Annotated in this window: 22 protein-coding genes; 8 read left to right on the top strand and 14 right to left on the bottom strand. The window is 71.4% G+C overall.

The features are described 5' to 3' along the window. Genes F1721_RS28810 through F1721_RS28800 form a run of 3 tightly spaced genes read right to left on the bottom strand, consistent with a single transcriptional unit; the run spans window position 1 to window position 4,083 of the window. The gene (locus F1721_RS28810; RefSeq protein ID WP_150069943.1) at window positions 1-867 is read right to left on the bottom strand and encodes a LysR family transcriptional regulator; all 867 of its coding nucleotides are present in this window, start codon (window positions 865-867) and stop codon (window positions 1-3) included. An 11-nt stretch (window positions 868-878) separates the two neighbouring features. Further along, a complete protein-coding gene (locus tag F1721_RS28805) occupies window positions 879-1,745 on the bottom strand; it encodes a formylglycine-generating enzyme family protein (RefSeq protein ID WP_150069942.1) in 867 nt (288 codons plus the stop codon). Next, window positions 1,738-4,083 (bottom strand): arylsulfatase, encoded by a 2,346-nt coding sequence (locus tag F1721_RS28800; protein WP_150069941.1) that lies wholly within the window; start codon window positions 4,081-4,083, stop codon window positions 1,738-1,740. The genes F1721_RS28805 and F1721_RS28800 overlap by 8 nt, the downstream gene beginning before the upstream one ends. A gap of 407 nt (window positions 4,084-4,490) precedes the next feature. Between F1721_RS28800 and F1721_RS28795 the strand changes: the two genes are divergently transcribed. From F1721_RS28795 to F1721_RS28785, 3 genes are all read left to right on the top strand, one after another. Further along, complete coding sequence (locus F1721_RS28795) at window positions 4,491-5,111, top strand: TetR/AcrR family transcriptional regulator (RefSeq protein ID WP_246155373.1); 621 nt, start codon at window positions 4,491-4,493, stop codon at window positions 5,109-5,111. Continuing rightward, window positions 5,108-6,748 (top strand): MDR family MFS transporter, encoded by a 1,641-nt coding sequence (locus tag F1721_RS28790; RefSeq protein WP_150069940.1) that lies wholly within the window; start codon window positions 5,108-5,110, stop codon window positions 6,746-6,748. The genes F1721_RS28795 and F1721_RS28790 overlap by 4 nt, the downstream gene beginning before the upstream one ends. Before the next feature lie 122 nt (window positions 6,749-6,870). Then, entirely contained in the window at window positions 6,871-7,428 is a 558-nt protein-coding gene (locus F1721_RS28785; protein ID WP_246155372.1) for an NUDIX hydrolase, read from the top strand. Here F1721_RS28785 and F1721_RS28780 read toward each other — a convergent pair. Further along, complete coding sequence (locus F1721_RS28780; RefSeq protein WP_170301636.1) at window positions 7,425-8,645, bottom strand: helix-turn-helix domain-containing protein; 1,221 nt, start codon at window positions 8,643-8,645, stop codon at window positions 7,425-7,427. The two genes, F1721_RS28785 and F1721_RS28780, sit on opposite strands and share 4 nt — an antisense overlap. A gap of 347 nt (window positions 8,646-8,992) precedes the next feature. Between F1721_RS28780 and F1721_RS28775 the strand changes: the two genes are divergently transcribed. Both F1721_RS28775 and F1721_RS28770 read left to right on the top strand, forming a co-directional pair. Further along, entirely contained in the window at window positions 8,993-9,487 is a 495-nt protein-coding gene (locus F1721_RS28775) for a glycine-rich domain-containing protein (protein WP_150069938.1), read from the top strand. A 17-nt stretch (window positions 9,488-9,504) separates the two neighbouring features. Next, window positions 9,505-10,377, top strand: a complete 873-nt coding sequence (locus F1721_RS28770; RefSeq protein WP_150069937.1) for a phosphotransferase family protein — start codon at window positions 9,505-9,507, stop codon at window positions 10,375-10,377. Window positions 10,378-10,383: 6 nt separating this feature from the next. On the opposite strand, the gene F1721_RS28765 is transcribed toward F1721_RS28770, so the two are convergent. From F1721_RS28765 to F1721_RS28725, 9 genes are all read right to left on the bottom strand, one after another. Beyond that, entirely contained in the window at window positions 10,384-11,145 is a 762-nt protein-coding gene (locus F1721_RS28765) for an SDR family oxidoreductase (RefSeq protein WP_150069936.1), read from the bottom strand. A 66-nt stretch (window positions 11,146-11,211) separates the two neighbouring features. Then, a complete protein-coding gene (casI, locus tag F1721_RS28760) occupies window positions 11,212-12,852 on the bottom strand; it encodes a steroid-22-oyl-CoA synthetase (protein WP_150069935.1) in 1,641 nt (546 codons plus the stop codon). A gap of 6 nt (window positions 12,853-12,858) precedes the next feature. Then, window positions 12,859-14,091, bottom strand: a complete 1,233-nt coding sequence (locus tag F1721_RS28755) for an NADH:flavin oxidoreductase (RefSeq protein WP_150069934.1) — start codon at window positions 14,089-14,091, stop codon at window positions 12,859-12,861. A gap of 27 nt (window positions 14,092-14,118) precedes the next feature. Continuing rightward, the gene (locus tag F1721_RS28750) at window positions 14,119-14,877 is read right to left on the bottom strand and encodes an SDR family NAD(P)-dependent oxidoreductase (protein WP_150069933.1); all 759 of its coding nucleotides are present in this window, start codon (window positions 14,875-14,877) and stop codon (window positions 14,119-14,121) included. Window positions 14,878-15,008: 131 nt separating this feature from the next. Continuing rightward, the gene (locus F1721_RS28745; protein ID WP_150069932.1) at window positions 15,009-15,626 is read right to left on the bottom strand and encodes a PaaI family thioesterase; all 618 of its coding nucleotides are present in this window, start codon (window positions 15,624-15,626) and stop codon (window positions 15,009-15,011) included. After that, the gene (locus F1721_RS28740) at window positions 15,623-17,842 is read right to left on the bottom strand and encodes an acyl-CoA dehydrogenase family protein (protein ID WP_150069931.1); all 2,220 of its coding nucleotides are present in this window, start codon (window positions 17,840-17,842) and stop codon (window positions 15,623-15,625) included. Before F1721_RS28740 ends, F1721_RS28745 begins: the two co-directional genes overlap by 4 nt. Before the next feature lie 149 nt (window positions 17,843-17,991). Further along, entirely contained in the window at window positions 17,992-18,603 is a 612-nt protein-coding gene (locus F1721_RS28735) for a TetR/AcrR family transcriptional regulator (protein ID WP_150069930.1), read from the bottom strand. 123 nt (window positions 18,604-18,726) lie between these two features. Further along, a complete protein-coding gene (locus F1721_RS28730; RefSeq protein ID WP_150069929.1) occupies window positions 18,727-19,374 on the bottom strand; it encodes a class I SAM-dependent DNA methyltransferase in 648 nt (215 codons plus the stop codon). Between the two features lie 38 nt (window positions 19,375-19,412). Beyond that, complete coding sequence (locus tag F1721_RS28725) at window positions 19,413-20,195, bottom strand: IclR family transcriptional regulator (RefSeq protein WP_246155371.1); 783 nt, start codon at window positions 20,193-20,195, stop codon at window positions 19,413-19,415. A gap of 258 nt (window positions 20,196-20,453) precedes the next feature. On the opposite strand from F1721_RS28725, the gene F1721_RS28720 reads away from it, so the two are divergent. Together F1721_RS28720 and F1721_RS28715 are read left to right on the top strand one after the other, a co-directional pair. Next, window positions 20,454-20,867 carry a nuclear transport factor 2 family protein gene (locus F1721_RS28720; protein ID WP_150069928.1) on the top strand — a complete coding sequence of 138 codons (414 nt, stop codon included), beginning with the start codon at window positions 20,454-20,456 and terminating at the stop codon, window positions 20,865-20,867. 162 nt (window positions 20,868-21,029) lie between these two features. Next, window positions 21,030-22,043 carry a hypothetical protein gene (locus F1721_RS28715; protein WP_150069927.1) on the top strand — a complete coding sequence of 338 codons (1,014 nt, stop codon included), beginning with the start codon at window positions 21,030-21,032 and terminating at the stop codon, window positions 22,041-22,043. A gap of 6 nt (window positions 22,044-22,049) precedes the next feature. Here F1721_RS28715 and F1721_RS28710 read toward each other — a convergent pair whose 3' ends face one another. Continuing rightward, complete coding sequence (locus F1721_RS28710; RefSeq protein WP_150069926.1) at window positions 22,050-22,769, bottom strand: hypothetical protein; 720 nt, start codon at window positions 22,767-22,769, stop codon at window positions 22,050-22,052. Between the two features lie 148 nt (window positions 22,770-22,917). On the opposite strand from F1721_RS28710, the gene F1721_RS28705 reads away from it, so the two are divergent. Continuing rightward, a complete protein-coding gene (locus F1721_RS28705) occupies window positions 22,918-23,187 on the top strand; it encodes a metal-sensitive transcriptional regulator (RefSeq protein WP_150069925.1) in 270 nt (89 codons plus the stop codon). The last annotated feature ends 9 nt before the right edge of the window (window positions 23,188-23,196 follow it).

Here is a 23,196-nt window from a genome sequence, read left to right as displayed (position 1 = left end):
CTAGGACGAGATCATCCGGACGAACTCGGCGGCTGCCGGGGAGAGCGGGCCGCGGCGCCAGAACAGGGCGCCGCGGCGCACCACCCTCGGCCGCAGCGGGCGGACGACTGCGCCGCGCTCCCCCGCTTCGCGGGCCAGCGACCTCGGGAGCAGCGTCGCCCCGGCACCGGCCAGCACCAGCGGCACGACCATCGCCTGGTGCGCCGTCTCCACCGCGACGCGCGGCTTCGCGCCCTGCGCTCCGACGGTGTCCTCGATGACTTCGCGCGTCGCCGTTCCGCGCGGGGTCGTGACCCAGTTCAGCTCGGCGAGCTCGGCGCGGCAGAGGCGGTCGCGCTCCGCCGACCCCGGCGGGAGCACCGCCAGGATCTCGCGGCCTTCGAGCACGACGTGCTCCAGCTCGGCGACCCCGTCCGCGGCGGAATCGGCCATGCCGAGCTCGGATTCACCGCTGCGCACCGCGCTGGTGGCGCCCGACCCCAGCTCGTGGTCGGACACGCGCACCGCGACGTTCGGGTGGCTGCGCAGGAACGCGCCGAGCAGGTCGGCGAGCGGGTCCACCGCGAGCGTGGTCTGCGCGACGATGTCCAGCCGGCCCTCGGCGAGCCCCAGCACCCGGCGCACCGAGTCCGCGGCGGTGCTGAGGTCGCGCATGACCTGCCGGGCCGGTTCCACCAGCGCCTCCCCGGCGGGGGTGAGCGCGACGCCGTGCGGGAGGCGGTGGAAGACCTTGCCGCCCAGCTTCTGCTCCAGGGAGCCGATCGCGTGCGACAGCGAGGGCTGCGCGATGCGCAGCGCTTGGGCCGCGCCGGTGAAGCTCCCGCTCTCGGCGATCGCGAGGAAGTACTCCAGCTCCCGGCGTTCCATGCGGCTCCTCCTCACGCGTCGCGGGCGCAGCGGAAGCCGGTGTTGCCGGTGGACGTGTCGGGCGTCAGCCCCTGGCGGGCCGACACCCGGTAGCGCCGGCAGTACGACTCGTGGCACAGGTACGAGCCGCCGCGAGCGCTGCGGCGTCCCGGGCCGAACCAGTCGGCGCACCACTCCCAGACGTTCCCGGTGGTGTTGTACAGGCCGAAGCCGTTCGGCGCGAACTCGGTGACCGGGCACGTCCCGTACCAGCCGTCGGCCCGGTCGTTGCGCTGCGGGAAGACGCCCTGCCAGACGTTCATCCGGTGCTCCCCGCCGGGTTCCCGCTCGTCTCCCCACGGGAAGGCGCAGCCGGACAGCCCGCCGCGCGCGGCGTACTCCCACTCCGCCTCGGTCGGCAGCCGCAGCCCCGCCCAGGTGCAGTAGGCCTGGGCGTCGGTCCACGACACGTGCACCACGGGATGATCCGCACGATCGTCCACATCGGACCCCGGGCCTTCGGGGCGGCGCCAGTAGGCGCCCTCCACCTGCCGCCACCACGGTGCTGAGGCGACGCCCCGGGTGGGCGGGAAGTCGTCGGGCAGCAGGCCCGCGAAGACGAAGGACCAGCCCCACCGCTCCGCCTCGGTGCGGTAGCCGGTGGCGGCGGTGAACTCGGCGAACTCCGCGTTGGAGACCGCGGTGCGGCTGATCCGGAACGCCTCGACCCGAACCGTCCGCACCGGTCCTTCCTCGGGGTACTCCCCGCCGCCCATGAGGAACGAACCGCCGTCGAGCCGCACCATGCCCTCCGCGCGCGGAGCAGCGGCGGGCTCGACGGCGTTCGCCGCCGCCTCGGGCCGTCCGGCCGAGGGGGCGCAGCAGGCCCGCTCAGTCATGGGCGGCCTTGAACCGGGCGCGCTCGTCGGCGGCGTCGTGCAGGTCGTCGCCCAGGTCGACGCGGACCCAGCGCAGCTCGCCGGTGAAGGCGTTGTCGGCCACCGGGTAGTCGTCGGTGACCGGGGTGGCGCGGTCGACACCGATGTCGAAGGTCTCGTCGAAGGCGAAGTAGTACGGGATGGTCTTCGGGACCACCACCTCGCCGACCTGCTCCCCGTCCACGTGCAGCGTCACGTCGCCGCCCCGGCCGACACCGCCGCCGTGATAGGCGAAGTCGACCCGGATCTCGTGGCGGCCGGGCGCCAGCGGTGCGCGCGCCCGCGCCGTGTGCACATCGAGGCCGAAGTAGTTGTAGGCGTAGCAGAGCCGCCCCTCGTGGAAGTACACCGACCAACCGCCGAAGCGACCGCCCTGGGCGATGATCACGCCGTCCGCTCCCCCGCCGGTCTCGACCTCGGCGGTGAACCGGTGCGAGCGGTTCTTGACGTTCGGCGCGGTCTCCTCGGTCAGCCGCTTGGCCCCGGCGTGGAAGGTGATCGACCGGCGCTCGCCCATGAGGTCCAGGCGCCCGGCCTCCTTCGGGTTCTCCCGCTCGGTCATCCGGTCGTCGAGCGGGAACACCCCGTAGCGGCCCGCTTCGACCAGGAACAGCTGCTTGAGCTCGTTGAGCTTGCCCGGGTGCTCGGCGGAGATGTCGCGGGCCTGCGTCCAGTCCACCGAGGTGTCGTAGAGCTCCCACTCGTCGTCGTCGAAGTAGCGCCGCTGCTCGCCCTGGACCATCTCCCACGGCGTTCCGTGGCGGGTCACCGCCATCCAGCCGTCGTGGTAGATGCCGCGGTTGCCGACCATCTCGAAGTACTGCAGCCGGTGCCGGTCCGGCGCGTCGGCGTCGTTGAAGCTGTAGAGCATGCTGGTGCCCTCGATCGGCTTCTGGGCGACCCCGTCCACCTCGACGGGGTGCGGGATGCCCGCCGCCTCCAGCACGGTGGGCACCACGTCGATCACGTGGTGGAACTGGTGCCGGATCCCGCCCCGCTCGGCGATGCCCCGGGGCCAGTGCACCACCATCCCGTCGCGGGTGCCGCCGAAGTGCGAGGCGACCTGCTTGGTCCACTGGTAGGGCGTGTTCATCGCCAGCGCCCAGCCGACCGGGTAGTGCGCGTGGGTCGTGGCGTCGCCGAGCGCGTCGGCGTTGTCCAGGATGAACTCGGCGCTGTCCGGGATGCCGCTGGCGAAGCGGTGCTCGTTGAGCGTGCCGCCGAGACCGCCCTCGGCGGAGGCCCCGTTGTCGCCGAGGATGTAGATGAACAGCGTGTCGTCGAGCGCGTCGAGCTCCTCCAGCGCGTCGACGAGGCGGCCCACCTGGTCGTCGGTGTGCTCGGCGAAGCCCGCGTAGAGCTCCATCAGCGACGCCGCCGCCCGCTGCTCGGTGGCCGACAGCTCGTCCCAGTGCGGGACGCCCTCCGCCCACGGGGCCAGCTCGGCGTCCTCCGGCACCACGCCGAGCTCCTTCTGGCGCTGCAGGGTGATCTCGCGCTGCCGGTCCCAGCCGTGGTCGAACGCGCCCCGGTACTTGTCCCGGTACTCGCGGGGCACGTGGTAGGGCGCGTGGGTGGCGCCGAACGGCAGGTAGACGAAGAACGGGTGGTCCGGCTTCAGCGACCGCTGGTCGCGCACCCAGTCGATGGCGTGGTCGACCAGGTCCTCGGAGAGGTGGTAGCCGTCCTCCGGGCGGCGCGCGGGCTCCAGCGGGGTGGTCCCGTCGAACAGCAGCGGGTACCAGTGGTTCATCTCGGCGCACAGGAAGCCGTAGAACTTCTCGAAGCCCTCCCCCGTCGGCCACCGGTCGAACGGTCCCGCGGCGCTGACGTCCCGGGCCGGGGTCTGGTGCCACTTGCCGAAAGCCGCGGTGTTGTAGCCGTTCCCGCGCAGCACCTGCGCCAGCGTGGCGGCGCTGCGGGGGCGGATGCCGTTGTAGCCGGGTGCGGCGCTGGCCATCTCGGTGGTCACGCCCATGCCCACGGAGTGGTGGTTGCGGCCGGTCAGCAGCGCCTGCCGGGTCGGCGAGCAGATCGCGGTGACGTGGAAGCGGCTGTAGCGCAGGCCGCCGTCGGCGAGCCGCTCGGCCGTCGGCATCCGGCACGGCCCGCCGAACGCGCTGGGCGCCCCGAACCCCATGTCGTCGATGAGCACGACCACGACGTTGGGCGCCGATTCCGGCGGGCGCACCGGTCGCACCGGCTCGAACCGCTGGTCGCGCGCGTCCAGCGCGGTGGCCGGCGGTCCGACCTCGTCCGGGATCGGCAGGCGCTCGCGGGAGCGGACCGCATCGCTCATCCCCAACCTCCTGGCAGCGTCGAGCCCCGCCGCGATGCGCGCAGCACCGGGCGGAACCACCGAACGGGAATTGTCACCGGTCACCCGGCGATCACCGCGAACCCTAGCGAACCGAATTCGCCCCACCAAGCGGCCGAACGCGCCGAAAACCCGTGCACCGCACGAAAACCCGAGCGTACGGGCAGGTCAGGCGACCAGCTGAACGGCGGGAGACCGATTTCGAATATTGCCGATAGAAGCCTTCTATACCCCTGATTCACCGAATCCCGCGCTCACGAATCCCCCGAAGCGCTCGGGCGCTGCCGCGCCCCCGGGGGCCGCGAGTGCGTCCGGGGCCACACCAAAACTCGATGCACTCTGCATCCGAGGGTGCAATAATGCACTATGCAATGAATCGTGCAACGAACATGCGCAGGCGGCGTATGGCGGCGACGGCTGCGCAGGTGACCTCGATCGCCCGCAGGCTGACCGCGGAACGCGGCCTGTCGGGATTCACCGTTGAAGAGGTCTGCGAGCAGGTCGGGATCTCGCGGCGCAGCTTCTTCAACTACTTCGCTTCGAAGGACGACGCGGTCCTCGGAGTTCCCGCCCGCAAGGACGACGACGAACTGACCGCCTGGTTCGTCGCCCGCGGCAACCCGGAGGCCCCCGGGCTCTCGCCGACCCTGCTCGACGACCTCGCCGAGCTGGCGGTGCAGCGCTGGGACGCCTCGGGCATCACCGCCGAGGGCGTGGCCGACGTCCGCGCCGCGTTCGAGCGGGAGCCCAAGCTGCTCACCAGGGGATTCGAGCGGCTGCTGCGCGACGAGCAGTCCGACGTGGAGCTCGTCGAGCAGCGCGAAGGACTGGCCCCCGGCGACCTCCGGGCCGCTGCCGCGGTGCAGCTGATCCAGGTCCTGGTCAGGGCGACCGCGCGGGAGTTCCTCGACCCGACCAGCACCGACCCCTTCGCGGAGATCCTGGGCCGCCGGCTCACCGCCGCCCGCGAGCTCCTCGCACCGGAACACGACCCCGAACGGAAACCATGACCACGACCGCTCCCGCCCCGCTGCTGCTGACCCAGCGGCGGATCTGGATCATCTTCAGCGCGCTCATCGCGGGCATGCTGCTCGCCAGCCTGGACCAGACGATCGTCTCGACCGCCCTGCCGACGATCGTCGGTGATCTCGGCGGCGTCGAGCACCAGGTGTGGATCACCACCGCCTACCTGCTGGCGACCACCATCGTGATGCCGATCTACGGCAAGTTCGGCGACGTCCTCGGCCGCCGCCGGTTGTTCCTGGTGGCGATCGCCCTGTTCACCCTCGCCTCGGTGGGGTGCGCCTTCGCCACCGACTTCTGGGCGTTCGTCGTGTTCCGGGCCATGCAGGGCCTGGGCGGCGGCGGGCTCATGATCCTGTCGCAGGCGATCATCGCCGACATCGTCCCGGCCAGCGAGCGCGGCAAGTACCTCGGCCCGCTCGGCGGCATCTTCGGCCTGTCGGCCGTCGGCGGTCCGCTGCTCGGCGGGTTCTTCGTCGACCACCTGAGCTGGCAGTGGGCGTTCTACATCAACATCCCGATCGGCATCGGCGCGTTCATCATCGCGCTGGTGGCGCTGACCCTGCCGAACAAGAAGGCCTCCCAGCCGATCGACCTGCTCGGCGTCCTGTTCCTCTCGCTGGCCACGACCTGCCTGATCTTCTTCACCGACTTCGGCGGCGACAAGGCGCACGGCTGGACCGCGCCCGAGACCTGGGCCTGGGGCGCCGGACTGCTGGCCTCGGCCGTCGCGTTCGTGATCACCGAGGCCCGCGCCGCGGACCCGATCATCCCGCTGAGCCTGTTCCGCAACCCGATCTTCATCAACGCCACCGCGATCGGCCTCACGCTGGGGCTGGGCATGTTCGCCGCGATCGGCTTCCTGCCGACGTTCCTGCAGATGTCCTCGGGCACCTCGGCGGCCGTCTCCGGCCTGCTGCTGCTGCCGATGATGGTGGGCCTGCTCGGCACCTCGATCGCCTCCGGCGGCATGATCACCAAGACCGGGCGCTACCGGATCTACCCGATCCTCGGCACCATCATCACCGGCGCGGCGATGGTCATGATGACCACGCTGGCCGCGGACACCCCGATCTGGCTGATCTGCGTGTTCCTGTTCGTCTTCGGCGCGGGCCTCGGCCTGATCATGCAGGTGGTCGTGCTGGTGGTGCAGAACGCGGTCCCGGCGGCCATGATCGGCACCGCGACCAGCACCAACAACTACTTCCGCGAGGTGGGCGCCGCGCTCGGCGTGGCGGTGTTCGGCACGATCTTCACCACCCGCCTCACGGAGAACCTCACCGCGGTCTTCACCGGGGCGGGGGCGTCGGCGGCCGATGCTTCGACCGCCACCGCGACCCTCGACCCGAAGACGCTGAGCCAGCTGCCCGAACCGATCCGCGACGGCGTGGTCACGGCCTACGCCGACGCCCTGGCCCCGGTCTTCTGGTACCTCCTGCCGTTCATCGGCATCGCCTTCCTGCTCGCCCTGGTCCTCAAGCAGATCCCGCTCTCGGACGTGGCGGGCCTGGTCGACCGAGGCGAAGCGATCGGCGGCGAAGAGGCGGAACGCCTCGAAGCCGAACAGCGCAAGGCCAAGACGGCGGAACCCGTCGCTGCGGGCGACGACACCCCGACCACCTGACGACTCCTCCGGGACGTGGCCTCCGCGCGAGGCCGCGTCCCGGATCTGGGCGGAGCATCACAGCTGCTGTCCGTTCGTTGCGACTCACGAGTGCACGGTGCGTTCCGGTAGCGTTCCGCAGCGTGGCTCAGGAGACGAACGACGGCACGATGACCACGTGGACGATCCACGGCGAAAAGCTCGTTGACGACACGCGGCGTCTCAAGCTGAGCATCGCCTCGGTGGAGCTTCCCGACGGCGTCCGGTTCGAGCAGTACGTCCTCCGGATGCCCAAAGCGGCCATGACCGTGGTTGTCGACGACGACCACGTCCTGCTGATCTACCGGCACCGGTTCATCCTCGACCAGTGGGTTTGGGAGCTGCCCGGTGGTTACGTCGACCCGGACGAGGCCCCGGAGCTGACCGCAGTGCGGGAAGTCGAGGAGGAGACGGGCTGGCGTCCGCTGTCGATCGAACCGTTCGGGACCTTCCAGCCGATCACCGGCAGCGCGGACTTCGAGAACCTCCTGTTCCTCGCCGAAGGCGCTGAGGACACCGGCCGGGCCGCCGACATCAACGAGACCGCCCGCGTCGCCTGGATACCGCTGGCCGAGATCCCGGAGCGCATCGAGCGGGGCGAGATCCCCGGGGCAGCGGCGCAGGTAGCGCTTTTCAAACTCCTGGCCACCCGGAAGGGCTAGCGTTCCAGAATCCCGGCCGCTCGGAGTTCCTCACCGAGTTCGGCCACGACGGGAAGCGAATCGTGGCGCTGAAGTCGCCGCGCGAAATCCCGCAGATACCCGACCGTCCGAGCGGACTTCAGGCTGCTGGCGAGGCGCAACGCTTCACGTCCGACTGCACAAGCTTGTTCGACTTCGCGGAGGTCCGCCAGAATCGAAGCGAGCAGCGCGGTGTTGAACAGCCTTCCTCGTTCGTAGCCCGCAGTCATCTCCAAGGAGCGACGAGCGAATCGTTCCGCTTGCTCCAGCTCCCCGAGCTCGCGCAGGCAGTGGGCCATCTTCGCGGCGAGGTAGGCCTCGTCGTAGTACGCCAGCCACGTCGGCCTGTCCTGCTCGGGCGCGCGGGTGTAGGCCTGCTCCGCCTCGCGAAGTGCCGCGATGCTGGCCCGCTTCTCCCGCAGCAGCGCGAGCCCATGAGCCTCCATCACAGCGGTTTCGGACACCAGGGCAGCCAGTCCGGTTCCGGAGGCGGTGTCGCGCGCGGCTTGCGCCAGGCTGACCGAGACGGGGCCGTTTCCGGCGTGCGCTGCCTGGTGGCTCATGCCCGCGAGCATCTCCGCGGCCAACGCCGAGTCCCCCGCCTTCTGGCACAGCTGCAGCGCGCGGTGGAGGTGCCGTCGACCGTTCATCGTGTCACCGACGTCGTAGGCCATCCAACCGGCGAGCTGGTTCAGCTCGGCAACCGCGACGACGAACTCCTGAAGAGCGGCACCGGTTCGAGACCGGTGCAGTGCGGGCGCAACCTCTTCGACCAGGTAGGTGCTGACCATCGCCCGTGCGTGCCCGCCACCGAAACGGTTGTCCAGCTGGCGAAATGTCGTCGTCATGTCCCGGAGCGAATCGACGTCGATCGGATCGGGCAGACCGACCGACCCGCTTCGCGGAGGTCGACTTCGCACACTGAACCAGCCGAACCCCGTCGTCGCACGGGGCTTCGCGGGGGCGCTTTCGGGCAGTTTGAACCACAGCACTCGTTCGGGAACGTGCAGCGTCGTGGCCCACGCGGTCAGTTTGGCGAGATCGCTCGGCGGGCTCGCCGACCGTTCAAGTCGGCTGACCTGCGCCTGGGTCAGGTGAAGCCAGCGCCCGACCTCGGCTTGGGTCAGCGCGGGCCGGTGTTCGTGCCGGTAGGCGTGGAGGAACTGCCCGAAATGCCGCGACCTCAGGGCCTCGGTCACCGCAGGGCGCCGCCAGAACTCATCGTCCTTCGCAGTTGGTCGGCGCATTCCTGGACGACCGAATCGACGCGAGCAGGGACTGCAGAGGGTGCCCGGGTTGTCGTTGGCCAACCCTGCACCGCACCCCTCGCACGAGCGTCGGCCTGTCGCGCCCATTTCACCTCATCCGGCCAGTTTCACGGCAAAGTGTAGGGAGCACGACGGGCTGTCACGCACGGATATGCCTCGGACGCATATCGCAATCCGGTCCGTCGTTTCCAGACTCCACCTCGCGCCGGAAAGTCATGTCGTCGGCGCACATCATCCACACCCGCTCGACGTCCAGGACAAGCCGAGGAGGTAAGCACATGACCGAAGTCATCCCCGACTGCGCACCCGCTCGAACGCTCATCTCCGCAGAACTGTTCGACCGGCTCTGCCATCGCATCACCATCGACGAGAACGTCGAACTCGGATTCGCCGCCCAGATCGTGGACCAGGCACTTGCGTTCCTCGGAGCATGCGCGCGATTCCCCGGCAACCGCCTCGCCCCGTCCAAACCGGTGGACATCGGATGGCACGCGTTCATCCTGTACACCCTTGAATACGAGGCCTTCTGCCACCGCGTGGCGGGACGGTTCATCCACCACGTTCCGCAAGACGTGCCCGGCGCACCCGAGCACTCGAAGAACCCGGCCAGCGTCCGGGACTGCACCGTCGACGCGATCCGACGCGCGGGGTACATCGTCGACCCAGAGCTGTGGACCTCGGATGCTTACAGTTGCGGCACCTGCCACGAAGACGGCAACTGCGCCGCGTCCGGCGTCGACGGCAACGAGAACACCGAGAACCGCACCGCGTAGCCGAACAGGGGACCGACGTGATCAGCTGGAACGACCTACCCGCATCGGTGCAGGACGCCGTGCAGGGCCACGTCGGCCCCATCTCGGCCGCTGCCGCGGTCCGCGGTGGGCAGAACAGCGACATCGCCGCAGTTCTGCACCGCGACACCGCCCTTCCCGTGTTCCTGAAAGGCGTGCGCGGTGTGTCGCGGCGGATGCGCTGGCTCCGCAACGAAACGATCGCCGCGCCGCTCACCGGCGGCTTGTCCCCGGGCGTGCTGTTCGCGGAGGACGTCGAGGAGTGGCTGGTCGTCGGCTTCGAGCACGTCACCGGCCGGGCTGCCAGCCTCGCACCGGGCTCACCGGACTTGGCGCTCGTCGCCGAGGCGGTCAACCGCATCGGGACGCAACCGGGTGGGAGCCTGCGCCCGCTTCGTGATCGGTGGAGCGTGACCGACTGGTGGCACAAGCTCGCCATCGCAGCTCCCGACGTAGTGGACGGGTGGGACGTCGACGCTGCCACGCGGTGGGCGCGGACCTTCCCCGAACTCGCCCGCGGCGACCGACTCGCACACACCGATCTGCACGGCGAGCAGTTCCTCATCGACCACGATGAGGTCCGCGTGATCGACTGGGGCTACCCCGGCTGCGGTGCCCCGTGGGTCGATGCGGCGTTCATCGTGCTGCGGCTCATCGAAGCCGGTCACCACCCCGGCGAGGCAGAACGATGGGCGCGAGCCCACCTGGTGCACTTCACCGATGGCGAACACCTCACGGCTTTCGCGATGCACATAGCGGGTCTGTGGGGATACTGGGCCGCCACCGGTGACATTTCCGGCGCACCGGGCCGGGCCCAACTCGCCCGCACGTACGCCGCGTGGCGGTGTGGTGCGGGTCGATCTTCCGGGTGACCCCGGTCAGGAGTTCTGGGTGGCGGTGAGGAAGATCGGGGGTTCTCCTCCTCCGTGGCACTCCACCGCTGCTCCGCTCACGTAGGAGGCCAGGTCGGAGGCCAGGAAGAGGGCCACGTTGGCGATCTCCTGCGGGCGGGCCATCCGGCCGAGCGGGATGGTTCGCTCGATCGCTGCGACGGTTTCGTCCCCGCCGTAGTGGTCGCCGGTCAGCTCGGTGCGGCACAGGCCGACGTTGATCGAGTTCAGGCGCACCTTCGGCGCCCACTCCACCGCCAGGGAGCGGGTCAGGGAGTCCAGGCCCGCTTTGGCCGCTCCGTAGGCCGCTGTGCCCGGTGACGGGCGCAGGGCGCTGACCGAGGAGATGTTCACGATCGCGCCACCTGTTTCCTGCTGCTGCATCGCCGCGTTCGCGGCTTGGGCGACGAGCAGCGGGCCGGAGAGGTTCAGGGCGAAGATCTTGTCGTGGAAGCGCGGTGAGGCGTCCGCCGCCATCGCGTACGGCGCTCCCCCGGCGTTGTTGACCGCCACGTCGAGGCGGCCGTGCTGGGCCAGCAGGCGGTCCACCATCTCGCGGACCGAATCCGGGTCGCGGACGTCGCAGCGCAGGTGCGTCGTGCCCGGCTCCGGATCGTCCACTTCGGAGCGCGCGCAGGTGACCACCTGCGCTCCGGCCGCCGCGAAGGCGGCGGCGATGGCCCGGCCGATGCCCTTGGTGCCCCCGGTGACCAGGGCGACCCGGCCCGTCATGTCCAGCTGAACCGCCATGCGTTTCCTCCGGTGGTCGAGACCCGCCCACCAGGTTACCAAGCAAATGCTTGGGCAAGAAGTGTCCTAGGGCAGGAAGCGCGACCGGCCGTTCGCGGCGAACTGCTCGCGCAGGGCCTGCTTGTCCTGCTCGGTCATCCGCGCGTACGACGGCGTGCCCCGGCCCTGCCACCAGTGCACCTCGTCGGTCGTGCGCCAGCCGTCGGCCTGCATCTCCTTCTTGCGGAGCTTGTTCGACCCGGTGGTGGGCAGCTGGCTCGACACCCGGACGTAGCGCGGAACTCCCTTGGGGCCCAGGTCTTCCTGCGCGGCGAGGAACTCCGCGAGGTGCAGGTCCTCGAACCGGGCGCGGGTTTCCAGCGCCGCCATCACCTGGTCGCCGGAGCGCGGGTCGGGCACCGCGAAGACCCCGGCGGCGATGATGTCCGGGTGCCGCCGGAGGACCCGTTCGGTCAGCAGGGCGGAGATGTTCTCGCCGTCCACCCGGATCCAGTCGCCCGACCGCCCGGCGAAGTACAGGTAGCCCTCGCCGTCGAGGTAGCCGAGGTCGCCGGTCCAGTACCAGCCGTGGCGGACGCGCTCGGCGTTGGCGGCCGGGTTCTTGTAGTAGCCCTCGAACTTCGCGGCACCTTCGGTGTCGACGATCTCGCCGATGGCCTCCTCCGCGTTGCGCACCCGGCCGTGCTCGTCGAGCTCCGCGGGCGGGCACGTCTTGCGGGTTTCCGGGTCGACCACGCGGACACCCGCGTGCGCCGGGACTCCCAGCGCCGACGGCGGCCCGGCGGGTGCTCGGTTGATCATCCCGGCGCTTTCGCTCGACCCGTAGCCCTCGTGGAGCGTCGCGCCGAAGCGGCGCTGGAACTCGGCCCGGTCCTCGGGGGAGGCCTCGGTGCCGAACCCGTGCGTCAGCGTGTTGTCGGCGTCGTCGGGGCGTTCCGGCTGATCGAGCAGGTAGCCGATCGCCTTGCCGACGTAGGTGAAGTAGGTCGCGCCGTAGTGGCGCACGTCCGGCAGGAACCCGGACGCGGTGAACTTCGGCGCGAGCGCCACGCACGCCCCGGCGAGCAGGGCCGGTGCCCAGAGCGCCATCAGGGCGTTGCCGTGGAAGAGCGGCATGCAGCAGTAACAGACGTCGTCGCGGCCGATGTGGTACTTCGCGGTGTTCTGGCAGGCCAAGCCGACGAGGCGTCCTTGCGAGCAGATCGCCGCTTTCGAAGCACCCGTGGTGCCGGAGGTGAACAGCAGCAGCATGCGGGTCGCAGCGCTGACCGACGGGTCTCGGAACGGCTCGGCGGGGGCCGGTGGCTCCGCCGAGTCGACGAGCAGGAAGCGGTCGCGCGGCACGCCGATGTCCAGGCCGTCGAGGAGCTCCGAACCCGCGGTACCGGTCACCACCAGCTGGAGGTCGGTGTGCCGCACCTCCGCCTCCAGGTAGGAGCCGCGGCGGGTCGGGTTGATGCCCACCACCGTCGCTCCGCTGAGCGCCGCAGCACCGAGCCAGAGGACGAACTCCGGGACGTTGTCGAGGAGGATCCCGACGTGGAACGGGCGGTCCTCCTCGCGCAGCTGCCGCAGCCGGGCGGCGCGGGCCGCGCTGTCCCGGACCACCTCGTCCCAGGTCCAGGTCCGCTCCCGGCTGCGCAGGCCGGGACGGTGGTCGCCCAGCCGGTCCAGCAGCAGGTCGGCGATCGTGTCACGTCTGCTCATGGCGGTTCAGCCGACGTATCCGGTTTCGGTGCCCCAGGTCGCCGACCGGGGACTGCTGCGGTCGACCAGCACGCAGCGCGCGCCGGTGAAGTTCGTGGGCATGCAGCGGTTGTTGTGGTTGCACAGCGATCGCACGCCCGCGTCCGCCCGGATGCGGTTGATCAGGTCCGGTTCCCGCAGCAGGGCGCGCGCCATCGCCACGAACTCGAACCCCTCGGCCATCCCCCGGTCCATGATCGACCGGTTCGTGATGCCGCCGAGCAGGACCATCGGCAGCCGCACCGCGGCCCGGATCTGCCGGGCGTCCTCGAGCAGGTAGCCGTCCTGGTAGGGGTACTCGCGCAGCACCGCGCGGCCGAACAGCTTGACCCCGAGCTTGACCGGCTGGGGCATGACCTCGGCGAAGGCCGCCAGCGGCGCATCGCCCTTGAACAGGTACATCGGGTTGCTCAGCGAGCTGCCCGCGGTCATCTCCAGGGCGTCGACCGAACCGTCGGCCTCCAGCCACCTCGCCACCGCGATCGCCTCGTCGAGCCAGAAGCCGCCCGGCACGCCGTCGTCCATGTTCAGCTTGGCCAGGATCGCGATCCGGTCGCCGACCGCGTCGCGCACCGCCGTCATGACCTCCCGCGCCAGCCGCGCGCGGTTCTCCAGCGCGCCGCCGTGCGAATCGGTGCGGCGGTTGAGCTTCGGGCTCAGGAACGAGCTGGCCAGGTAGTTGTGGCCCAGGTGCACCTCGACCGCGTCGAACCCGGCCTCGATCGCCATGCGCGCCGCCCTGGCGTGGTCCCGCACGACGCGGCGCAGGTCCTCCGGCGTCGCCTCGCGCGCGAAGCTGAGCGTGGTCTTCTGGAACTGCCTGCTCGGCGCGAGAGCCGGTGCGCCGTTGGCCTTGGGGTTGGCGACCGGTCCGGCGTGGCCGATCTGCGCGGACGCGGCAGCACCCTGGTCGTGGACGGCATCGGTGAGCTTGCGCAGGCCCGGGAGCGCTTCCGGGGTCCACAGGACCTGGTGCCGGTCGGTGCGCCCCTCCGGGGACACCGCGCAGTAGGCGACCGTGGTCATGCCGACGCCACCGGCGGCGTGCCGGACGTGGAAGTCGACCAGGTCCCGGGTGACCTTCCCCCGGTGGCTGAGGCCTTCGTAGGTGGCCGCCTTGATCGTGCGGTTGCGCAGGGTCAGCGGGCCGATCTTCCCGGGGCTGAAGACGTCCGGGGCGGGGTGGGAGGTGGTGGTCACGAAGCACTCCTGTTCCGCGAGGGTGGTTCAGCCGAAGAACGCCTGGCCGCCGTCCAGCGGCACGGTGGCGCCGGTCAGGTAGCGCAGGTCCGGGCCGACCAGGGCGACGACCGCGCGCCCGATGTCGGCCTCGCAGTCGCCGATGCGGCCGAGCGGGATGGACTCGACGAACTCGGCGGCCGCCTCCGGGTTCCGCTCCGTCCAGGCCGCGAGCCCCGGTGACAGCGCGTGGGGCGCGATGGCGTTCACCCGGATCCCGTCGCGCCCCCACTCCGAGGCAGCAGTCCTGGTCAGCGAGCGCAGCGCCTGCTTCGCCGCGGCGTACGCGCCGTAGGTCGAGGTGTCCCACCGCACCGCCGCCGAGGTCACGAGGTTGATGATCGAACCTCTGCGCGCTTTCAGGTGCGGGTGGCAGGCCTTCATGAACGCGAACGCCGCGAACGGCGCGGTCCGGAAACCGCGCTGGAAGTCGTCGTCGCTCATCGAGAGCAGCGGCCCGAAGCTGCCGGTGTAGGCGTTGTTGACCAGGACGTCGATCCCGCCCAGCGCCCGCACGACCTGCTCCACCAGCGGTGGGACGGCGGCGGTGTCGGCCACGTCGACCGGGAACGGTTCGGCCCGGCCACCGCGCTCCCGGATCAGCGCGCAGGTGGCTTCCAGCTTCGCCCCGGTGCGCCCGGCCACCGCCACGGCCGCGCCCTCCCCGGCCAGCGCGAGCGCGATGCCCTGCCCCACGCCCTGGCCCGCTCCCGTGACCAGCGCGACCTTGTCCCGCAAGACAGCCATGCGATCCCTCCTGCTCGATGCACTTCCCGACCGCAACAGTGCTGCGATCGCCCTCCCGCCGAGCGCTCTGTCCCGCTCAGCGGGAGGGCGGCCGGGCGGCGCGCGGGCGATTTCGCGCTCCGCCCCCACGGTCAGCGCGGTCGCGGCAGGTACTTGGCGATGAACAGCCCCTCCGCCGAGACGCAGACCTCGCCGCGCGCCTCGATCGCACCGGTCGTGCGGATCTTGCGGCCGTCCGCGGCGACCTGCCGAGCGGTGACGGTCAGCGGCTCGAACAGCGGGGTCGGCCGGTGGTAGCGCAGGGTCAGCTCCGCCGTCATGCCGGGGAGCCCGGCCCGGTGGTTGGCCACGCCGAGCGCGTGGTCGAGGAGGAGCGCCGAGATCCCGCCGTGCACGTGGCCGGGCGGGCCCTGGTACGGCAGGCCGAGCGTCAGGACGCCGCGCACCGAGCCGTCGGCCCGAGCGGTCAGGTGCAGCGGCGGTGCGATCGCGTTCTCCGGGCCGGTGACGGGGTCGTGGCGGGTGAAGTCCTCCCGCGCCCACATGTCGACCATCCGCTGGTCCCGCTCAGGTGCGTGCTCGTCGAGGTGGTCCGCGACGGAGTTGAGCTGGTCGGCTATCCGGTCCATCTCGGCCGTCGAGCTGCCTCCGGCGCGCAGCAGCGACTCGATCACCCGGCGGGCCGCCGCCACCGCCGCATCGACACCGTCCTCGCGGGGAGCGCTGGTCAGGTCCGGAGCTGCGGTCACGACGCCACCCCCGAGGCGGCGCGGTTCGGTTCCGGGTCCCGGGGCAGGCCGAGGAGCCGCTCGCCGATGATGTTGAGCTGGACCTCGGTAGTGCCGCCCGCGATGGACAGGCACCGGGTGTTGAGGAACTTCCAGGTCGCGCCGGGGGAATCCGCGGTCGGGCGGTCGAGGTCGGCGTGCAGCGCGGCCGGGCCCTGCCACTCCATCGCGGTCTCCCACACCTGCTGTACGTGCTCCACCCCGAGCAGCTTGGCGATGGACGACTCCGCGCCCGGCTGCTGCCCGCTCAGCGAGCGGATCGTCTGGCGGAGGCCGAGCAGCGCGCCCGCTTGGGCGTCGGCGAGGATCTGCCCCAGCACCGCGAGGCGGTGCTCGTCGGCTCGTTCGGCCGCCAGTTCCAGCAGGGCTTCGCCGCCCGCGCCCAGCGACGAGTCCTGCGAGAGCGCGACCCGCTCGTTGGCCAGGGTGGTGCGGGCGAGCTTCCAGCCGTCGCCGGGCTCGGCGACCAGCATGTCGTCGGGCACGAAGACGTCGTCCAGGAACACCTCGTTGAACAGCGCGTCCCCGGTGAGCTCGCGCAGCGGCCGGATGGTGATGCCCGGGGAGCCCATGTCGAGCAGGAAGTAGGACAACCCCTCGTGCTTGGGCGCTTCCGGGTCGGTCCGGGCCAGGAGGATGCCGTAGTGCGCCTCGGTCGCCACGGAGGTCCACACCTTCTGGCCGGTGATCCTCCAGCCGCCGTCGACCTTCTCGGCCCTGGTGGCCAGACCGGCCAGGTCGGATCCCGCGCCCGGTTCGGAGAACAGCTGGCACCAGGTGATGTCCCCGCGCAGGCTCGCCGGGAGGAACCTGCGCTGCTGCTCCTCGCTGCCGTGCCGGATCAGCGTCGGCACCACCCAGTTCCCGATCACCATGTGGGGGGCCCGCACCTGCGCGGCCCGCATCTCCTCCGCGATGGTGAGCTGTTCGACGGCGTCGGCGCCCCGCCCCCACGGCTTCGGCAGGTGCGGCGCGGTGTAGCCGCGCTCGGCGAGGAACGCCGCGCGCTCTTCCCCTTGCAGCGCAACGGCTTCGGCCAGTTCGGCGCGGACCTCGGCCCGGATCTCCTCGGCCTCCGGCGGAAGCTCCACCGACACCTCGCGGCGAGCACCGCCGAGGGCGAGCCGCGCCACGCGCTGGTGCCAGTGCAAGGTGGGGCCGAGCAGCAGTCGGGTGGTCTGCGCCCGGCGCAGGTGGAGTCCGGCGTCGTGCTCCCAGGTGAACCCGATGCCGCCGAGGACCTGGATGCAGTCCTTCGCGGTGCTGAACCCCGCCTCGACGCTGGTGGCTCCCGCGACCGCGGCGGCCAGGGCGACTTCGTCCGCAGCATCACGGGAATCGTGCGCGCGGGCGGCGTCCCAGGCGCAGGCGCGGGCGGCCTCGGTGCGGGCCAGCATCCGCGCGCAGCGGTGCTTGACGCCCTGGAACTGCCCGATCGGGCGGCCGAACTGCTCGCGGACCTTGGCGTACTCCGCCGCCGTCGTGGTGCACCAGTCGGCGATTCCGCACGACTCGGCCGCGAACAGCGCGGCGGCCAGGTCGTGGGGTCGATCGGCCGGGATCTCCAGGACGTCCGCAGCGGGCACCTGCACCCCGGCCACCGTCACGGCGGCGAGCCGCCGGGTGAGGTCGTGGCTCGGCACCTCGCTCACCTCGGCCGCGCGCCGGGGCAGCACCACCCACGCGTGCTGCCCGTCGCAGTCGACGCGGAGGACGAGCACGTCCGCGAGGTGGGCGCCGAGCACGGGTGTGGCGGTTCCGGTCACGAGCAGGCCGCCGTCGGCGCGCTCGGCGGTGAAGCCGTCGCCGAGCGCGAGCGCACCGGTCGCCGTGCCGTCGGCCAGTGCGGGCAGGTGCTCGTGGTGGCCGGCTTCCGCGAGCACCGCGCTGGCCAGCACGGTCGGCAGGAACGGACCTGGCGCCATGTTGCGGCCGAGCTCCTCCAGGACGACCGCGAGTTCGAGCAGTCCGAAACCCGCGCCGCCGACCGGCTCCGGGAGGTGCAGCCCGAACAGGCCCTGCTCGGCCAGCTGCCCCCAGAAGGGCGGCAGCTGCTCGGTCTTGGCGTCGACCGCCGCGCGCACCTCGGTCTCGGTGATGTGCCGTCCCGCGAAGGCCCGCACCGAATCCCGCAGGTCCCGGTGCTCCTCGCTCAACCCCAGGGTTTCCCGTGCCATCTCAGATCCGTTCGACGATGGTTGCCGTGCCGCGCGGTCGAATCCCGCGCAACTAGAATTCGTTCTCCACGCATCTAATCGGCAGACCAGCGGGCCCGACATGGTCAGACCCGCTCAGTGGGACGGCTCGGGATCGAGAAAGAGGACGCTCACGGGGCGTTGGAGCGGGCGGCGAGGAGCAGGTCGCAGGCGAGGTGGATCTCCACCTCGACGTCGGCCATGGACAGGCGGCCGTTGAGCGCCGAGCTCAGCATGCCGTACCAGCACTCGATGACCAGGCTCACGAGGCGGACGTCCTGGGCCGTGGGGCGGTCGATGCCGAGCATCCGCAGCACCGCCTCCTGCATCGTCTTGTCGATGCGGATCGCCTCGTTCACGGTCGCGGCGTTGGCCTGCACGTTGGACTGCAGCATCGCGCTGGCCAGCAGCGGTCGGCTCAGCAGCTTGCGGCTGGAGCTCAGCAGCAGCTGGCGCACCGCGCCCACCGGGTCCTGCCCGTCCCGCGGCGGGCGCGCCAGGGCGTCCAGCTGCTCCACCTGCTCGGCCAGCACGGCGGTGAACAGGTGCGTCTTGGAGGGGAAGTAGCGGTACAGCGTGGCGATCGCGACCCCGGCCTCCTTCGCCACGTCCTGCATCTGCACGCGGTCGAACCCGCGCTCGGTGGCGAGGGCCGCGGCGGCCCGCAGGATCCGGCGCTGACGCGCCTTCTGCTCCTGCGAGCTGGGCTCGGCGGCCGGTCGGGCCTCGGCGATTCTGGGCACCTGTCCCCCTCGGTCGATCCGGTCCCGCACCCGATTGTGCGGGTGCCCCCGGGACCGTCCCCGCCAACGTACCGCTCACCGGGACCCGCGGTTGCCGACCTCGGTCGACCGCTGCCGGAGTCCTCAGTGGACCCCGTCGGCCAGGCGCATCACCAGGTGCCCCCGGCGCAAGGGGCGTTCCCCCTCGCACGGTTCGCGCAGCATCCGCCCGACCTCGACGAACCCGGCCTCGCGACCCAGCTGCGCCAGCTCGTCGATCGGCCACTGGTAAGCCGTCGCCACCTTGTGGTCGAACGGGGCGACCGGGCCGTCCCCCGCCTCGAAGAAGCCGAGCAGCAGGTGGCCACCGGGCGCCAGCACCCGGCGGAACTCGGCGAAGAACGCGGGCACCTCCTGCGGCTGGGCGTGGATGATCGAGTACCAGGACGCGATGCCGCGCAGCTCGTCGTCGGCCAGGTCCAGGGCGTCCATCGAACCGACCTCGAACCGCAGGTCGGGGTAGGTCTCGCGGGCGATGTCGATCATCGCCGGGGACAGGTCGACGCCGAAGACGTCCAGTCCCAGGTCGCGGAGGTGCGCGGTCACCGGCCCCGGGCCGCACCCGAGCTCGGCAACCGGTCCGGGCTCTCCGGCCCGCACGTGCTCGGCGAACGCAGCGATCACCGCCCGGTCCAGCGGCAGGCGTTCGAGGTCGTCCCGGGCGAGCCCGGCGTAGAGGGAGGCGACGGCGCTGTAGGCGTCCGCCGCCGCGCGGGAGGTGGAAGAAGTCACGACCGAGGACCGTAGCGGTCAGGTCCGACGGCGAGCGGTCAGGTCCCGGCGCTCGCCGTCAGCATCCGGTCCAGCGACCAAGCCCGCTCCGCGCGCATCTGCCAGGGGCGGGTCTTCCGCGGGTGGAGCGCGTCGGAGACCCGGCGGGCGGCGTCCACGACCAGCGGCGCCACCGTCTCCAGCGGGGCGTGGACGCGCCCCACCACCGAGATGCTGCCGACCGGACCCTCCGGGCCGCGGACCGCGACCGCCGCGCACGCCAGCGAGCGGACGCACTCGCCCCGCTCGAAGGCCAGGCCGCGGCGCCGCCGGATGCGGTCGAGCTCCTGGTGCAGCGCGGCGAGGTCGGCGATGGTCCGGTCGGTCAGCCGTCCGATCCGGTCGCCGAGCAGCTCGTCCACCGCTTCGGGTTCGAGCCAGGCCAGCATCGCCTTGCCCAGGGCGGTGGAGTGCGCGGGCGCCCGGCCGCCCACCCGCGAGGGCACGAACGTCGCGAACCGCCCGCCCACCTTGTCCAGGTACCGGACCTCACCCCCGTCGAGCACCGCGAGGTGGACGACCATCCCGGTCCGCAGCTGCAGCTCGTGCAGCAGCGGAGCGGCGGCGCTGCGCAGCTCGCCGTCGGCGTCGCCCCGGCTGCCGAGGCTGAGCACGCGCCGACCGAGCGAGTACCCGGCGGCCCCGTGCTGCAACCAGTCGAGCCGGACCAGCTGGTCCAGGATCCGGTGCGCGGTCGACCTCGGCAGCCGGGTCCGGCGGGCGACGTCCTCCAAGGTCAGCCGGGCCGAGCACCGGTCGAAGGCGTCGAGGATCAAGGTCATCCGCTCGACCATGGACGGCGGCAGTCGAGGAGGGTCAGCGCTCTCGGAAGGGACTCCCACGGTTCCCCCTTCAGCCCGGCCACCGAGGACAAAACTGAAATGAATTACACCAACGTGATCGACGGTAGCAGCGCCCCGCGCAAGGCGGAAGCCTCCCAGCGCCCACCCGGGTGTTCCCGGTGACCGGGACGGGCGTGGAGTTCTCGGCGCCGCTCGGCTACACCTGATCGACGATTCCGACGAGGAGAGCAGCGTGCGATGAGCGATCGGGACGACATCGTGGAGCGGCTGGCCGAACTCGCCGCCGCGATCGACGCCCGCGACTGGGACTCGGTCCGGGCCGCCTTCCTCCCGAACGCCCACGCCTACCGCCAGGACGGCGCGGACGCGATCGTGCGGCACCTCAGCGAGCACCTCGGCGGATGCGGCCCGACCCAGCACCTGCTCGGCAACCACCGCGTCGCGGTGGACGGGAACACCGCGCGGTCGCTGACCTACGCCCGCGTCCACCACGCCGGGGCGGGCCCGGCGGCCGGGAAGTCCTTGGAGTGCATGGGCGAGTACGACGACCGCTGGGTCCGCACCCCGGAGGGCTGGCGGCTGTCCTCGCGCGTCTTCGACATGCGGATCTTCCAGGGCGACTTCGACGTGTTCCGCCCAGCCGAACCCTGACGCAGTGCGTGCGCCGAACGCGCGGCCGGTGTGGCCGCGGCGTCGAACCTGCTACTTTCCGGGCGGGTTCCGATGGGAGCGGGGTGACCGGTGAGAGCGTCGGAGATCGTCCAAGCCCTCGAAGGCCTTCCGGGGATCCGGCCGACGGAAGCGGAAAGCCGCGTGTCCGTGCACGTTCCCGCCCTCGACGACACCGTCTCCATCGACGCCGCCGCGGTGACGCGGTACCAGCGGATCTGGGCGCCGAACGGCGATCCCGCCGTGGAGTTCGTCCTGGAGGACGGGGGCGGGGCGAGACCGCTGATCATCACGGTCGGCGATGTCGTCTACCAGCCGGTGAGCCCGCGGGCGGTCCTCGGCTCGGGCCTCGGCATCGAGATCACCGACGCGCCGCACCTCGTGTCCTACGCGGAGATGGAGGACGCAGCCGAACGCGCGGCCAGGAGGGCCGAGGGACCGGGGCCGTTCGACTTGGACAGCCTCGGCGCTTCGTTCCTCCTCGTGCGGTGCTTCATCGTCGCCGCCACGCTGAACGGACTTCGGCCGGTGCGCAGCGTGGCGTGGTGGCAGCGGGGGTGGGACGCCCTCGGCGGGGATCTGTGGCCGTCGAACTACCGGGCGGACCCGGTGTGGGACGAATTGGCGCTGGAGGCAGCGGACCTGGAGCTGACCAGCTCCGCTGCGCGCGAGGACGGTGGAGCGGCGGCCGCGCGCGTGGGCGTCGAAGACTTCCGGCGGCTGGAGCCGACGCTGACCGCTGTCGGGCTCGACGAGGACTTCGCCTCGCTCTGGCGGGCATCCGTGCCGATCACCCCGGCGCGGTTCGCCGAGATCCTGCTGAACCGGGTGGACGACGCGCGCGCCGACGTGGCTCTCTACCCGGAAGGCGCCGGTAGCGTCGACGTGACGGTGCGGAACCAGGACTCCTCGGCGCTCCTCCAGTTCAGCTGGCCCGACGCGGAAGAGCTGCACGTCGACGAAATCCGGATCACCGGTTCGCTGGCGCACACCGGCCTGTTCCAGCGGCTGATCTTCAACACCGAGCGCCTCGCCAGCGCCTTGGGGTTCCAGCGGATCACGCTGCTGGCCAGCGAAACCGGTGCACTCGCGTTCGCCAGGACGGGCTACCCGAGGGATCCCGAGCTGCACCGGGCGATGCTGCGGAACTTCCGCTGACCGCCCTCACGGACGCAGCCTGCGCCGCAACCTGGCCATCGCCTCGTTCCCCACTGCTGCCTCGGTCTTCTCGTACAAGGCCGAGCAGTGCTCCACCGCCCGCGCCAGGTCGGCCCGGGCCGCGGAGAGCTCGCCGCGCAGCTCGTCCGCTCTCCCCTCCGCAGCGCGGCGGATGTCGCGCACCTCCCGGGAACGGGTCTCGCGGATGCTGTCGGCGGTCGCCGCCACGTATTCGGCGCGTTCCGCACCGCTCCCGTCGCCGCCGATCGCCCGGCCGATCTCCACGAGCCGCGCCACTTCCCCCGCGGGCAGGAAGAACAGCGTGGTCGTGGAGAACGCGCTGAGCGAGGCCTGCCTGCCCCACCTGGTCAGCAGGCCGGACTTCCGGTCGACCAGCGGCGCCAAGGTCAGGTAGAACTGCGGATCGACGGTGGTCAGCAGCGGCCTGGATTCGTCCAATGTGGAGCGCACCGCGTCCACCGCTCGCACCTGCTCCTTCAGGGTCGCGGCGAACTCGGCGGAGCCCTCCGGCGTGCCGCCGTCCCCCAGGAGCCCCTCGGCGAGCGCCAGGAGCCGGTCCCCGCGAACGCACACGTCCTGCAGGGCCACCACCACGTGCACCAGGTGTTCGGCAACCCGCGCGTCCTGGCTGATCCGCCGCCCGTCCAGGAACCGCTCCCAGTACGAGGACAAGATTTCCGCCAGCTTCGAGAGCAACTCGAACAACGCCATCTCCTCCCTCGGGGGGGCGAGGCGAGTGTACTGAGCCCCGGCCGATGCCGGGACCCGTTCGCCCGGGACTCAGTGCGTTGAGCCACACGTACGAGCTATCCTGATACCCCCGGGGGTACTGTCGGGACAGGAGGCGAGAGAGATGCAGATGAAACCCGAACTGCTCGGCGATGCGCTGACGCGGCTGAAGCGGGCGCAGGGACAGCTGGCGAGCGTGATCGAATCGATCGAGGACGGCGACGACTGCGCCGCCGTGCTCACCCAGCTCGCCGCCGTTTCCCGAGCTCTCGACCGCGCCGGGTTCAAGATCGTGGCCAGCGGCATGCGGTACTGCCAGCAGGCCCGGGACGACGGGGAGGAACCCCCGATGACCGAGCAGGAGCTCGAACGGCTCTTCCTCGCCCTCGCCTGACCCGAACCG

The organism is Saccharopolyspora hirsuta, assembly GCF_008630535.1.
GTDB classification, from domain to species: Bacteria; Actinomycetota; Actinomycetes; order Mycobacteriales; family Pseudonocardiaceae; genus Saccharopolyspora; species Saccharopolyspora hirsuta.
This window is presented reverse-complemented; position numbering and strand designations above follow the sequence as displayed.

What these genes read in the sequence shown, in the direction of transcription:
- F1721_RS28810 (WP_150069943.1), bottom strand. Translation starts at nt 867, where the DNA reads ATGGAACGCCGGGAGCTGGAGTACTTCCTCGCGATCGCCGAGAGCGGG.
- F1721_RS28805 (WP_150069942.1), bottom strand. Translation starts at nt 1,745, where the DNA reads ATGACTGAGCGGGCCTGCTGCGCCCCCTCGGCCGGACGGCCCGAGGCG.
- F1721_RS28800 (WP_150069941.1), bottom strand. Translation starts at nt 4,083, where the DNA reads ATGAGCGATGCGGTCCGCTCCCGCGAGCGCCTGCCGATCCCGGACGAG.
- F1721_RS28795 (WP_246155373.1), top strand. Translation starts at nt 4,491, where the DNA reads ATGCGCAGGCGGCGTATGGCGGCGACGGCTGCGCAGGTGACCTCGATC.
- F1721_RS28790 (WP_150069940.1), top strand. Translation starts at nt 5,108, where the DNA reads ATGACCACGACCGCTCCCGCCCCGCTGCTGCTGACCCAGCGGCGGATC.
- F1721_RS28775 (WP_150069938.1), top strand. Translation starts at nt 8,993, where the DNA reads ATGACCGAAGTCATCCCCGACTGCGCACCCGCTCGAACGCTCATCTCC.
- F1721_RS28765 (WP_150069936.1), bottom strand. Translation starts at nt 11,145, where the DNA reads ATGGCGGTTCAGCTGGACATGACGGGCCGGGTCGCCCTGGTCACCGGG.
- casI (WP_150069935.1), bottom strand. Translation starts at nt 12,852, where the DNA reads ATGAGCAGACGTGACACGATCGCCGACCTGCTGCTGGACCGGCTGGGC.
- F1721_RS28750 (WP_150069933.1), bottom strand. Translation starts at nt 14,877, where the DNA reads ATGGCTGTCTTGCGGGACAAGGTCGCGCTGGTCACGGGAGCGGGCCAG.
- F1721_RS28740 (WP_150069931.1), bottom strand. Translation starts at nt 17,842, where the DNA reads ATGGCACGGGAAACCCTGGGGTTGAGCGAGGAGCACCGGGACCTGCGG.
- F1721_RS28725 (WP_246155371.1), bottom strand. Translation starts at nt 20,195, where the DNA reads ATGACCTTGATCCTCGACGCCTTCGACCGGTGCTCGGCCCGGCTGACC.
- F1721_RS28720 (WP_150069928.1), top strand. Translation starts at nt 20,454, where the DNA reads ATGAGCGATCGGGACGACATCGTGGAGCGGCTGGCCGAACTCGCCGCC.
- F1721_RS28705 (WP_150069925.1), top strand. Translation starts at nt 22,918, where the DNA reads ATGCAGATGAAACCCGAACTGCTCGGCGATGCGCTGACGCGGCTGAAG.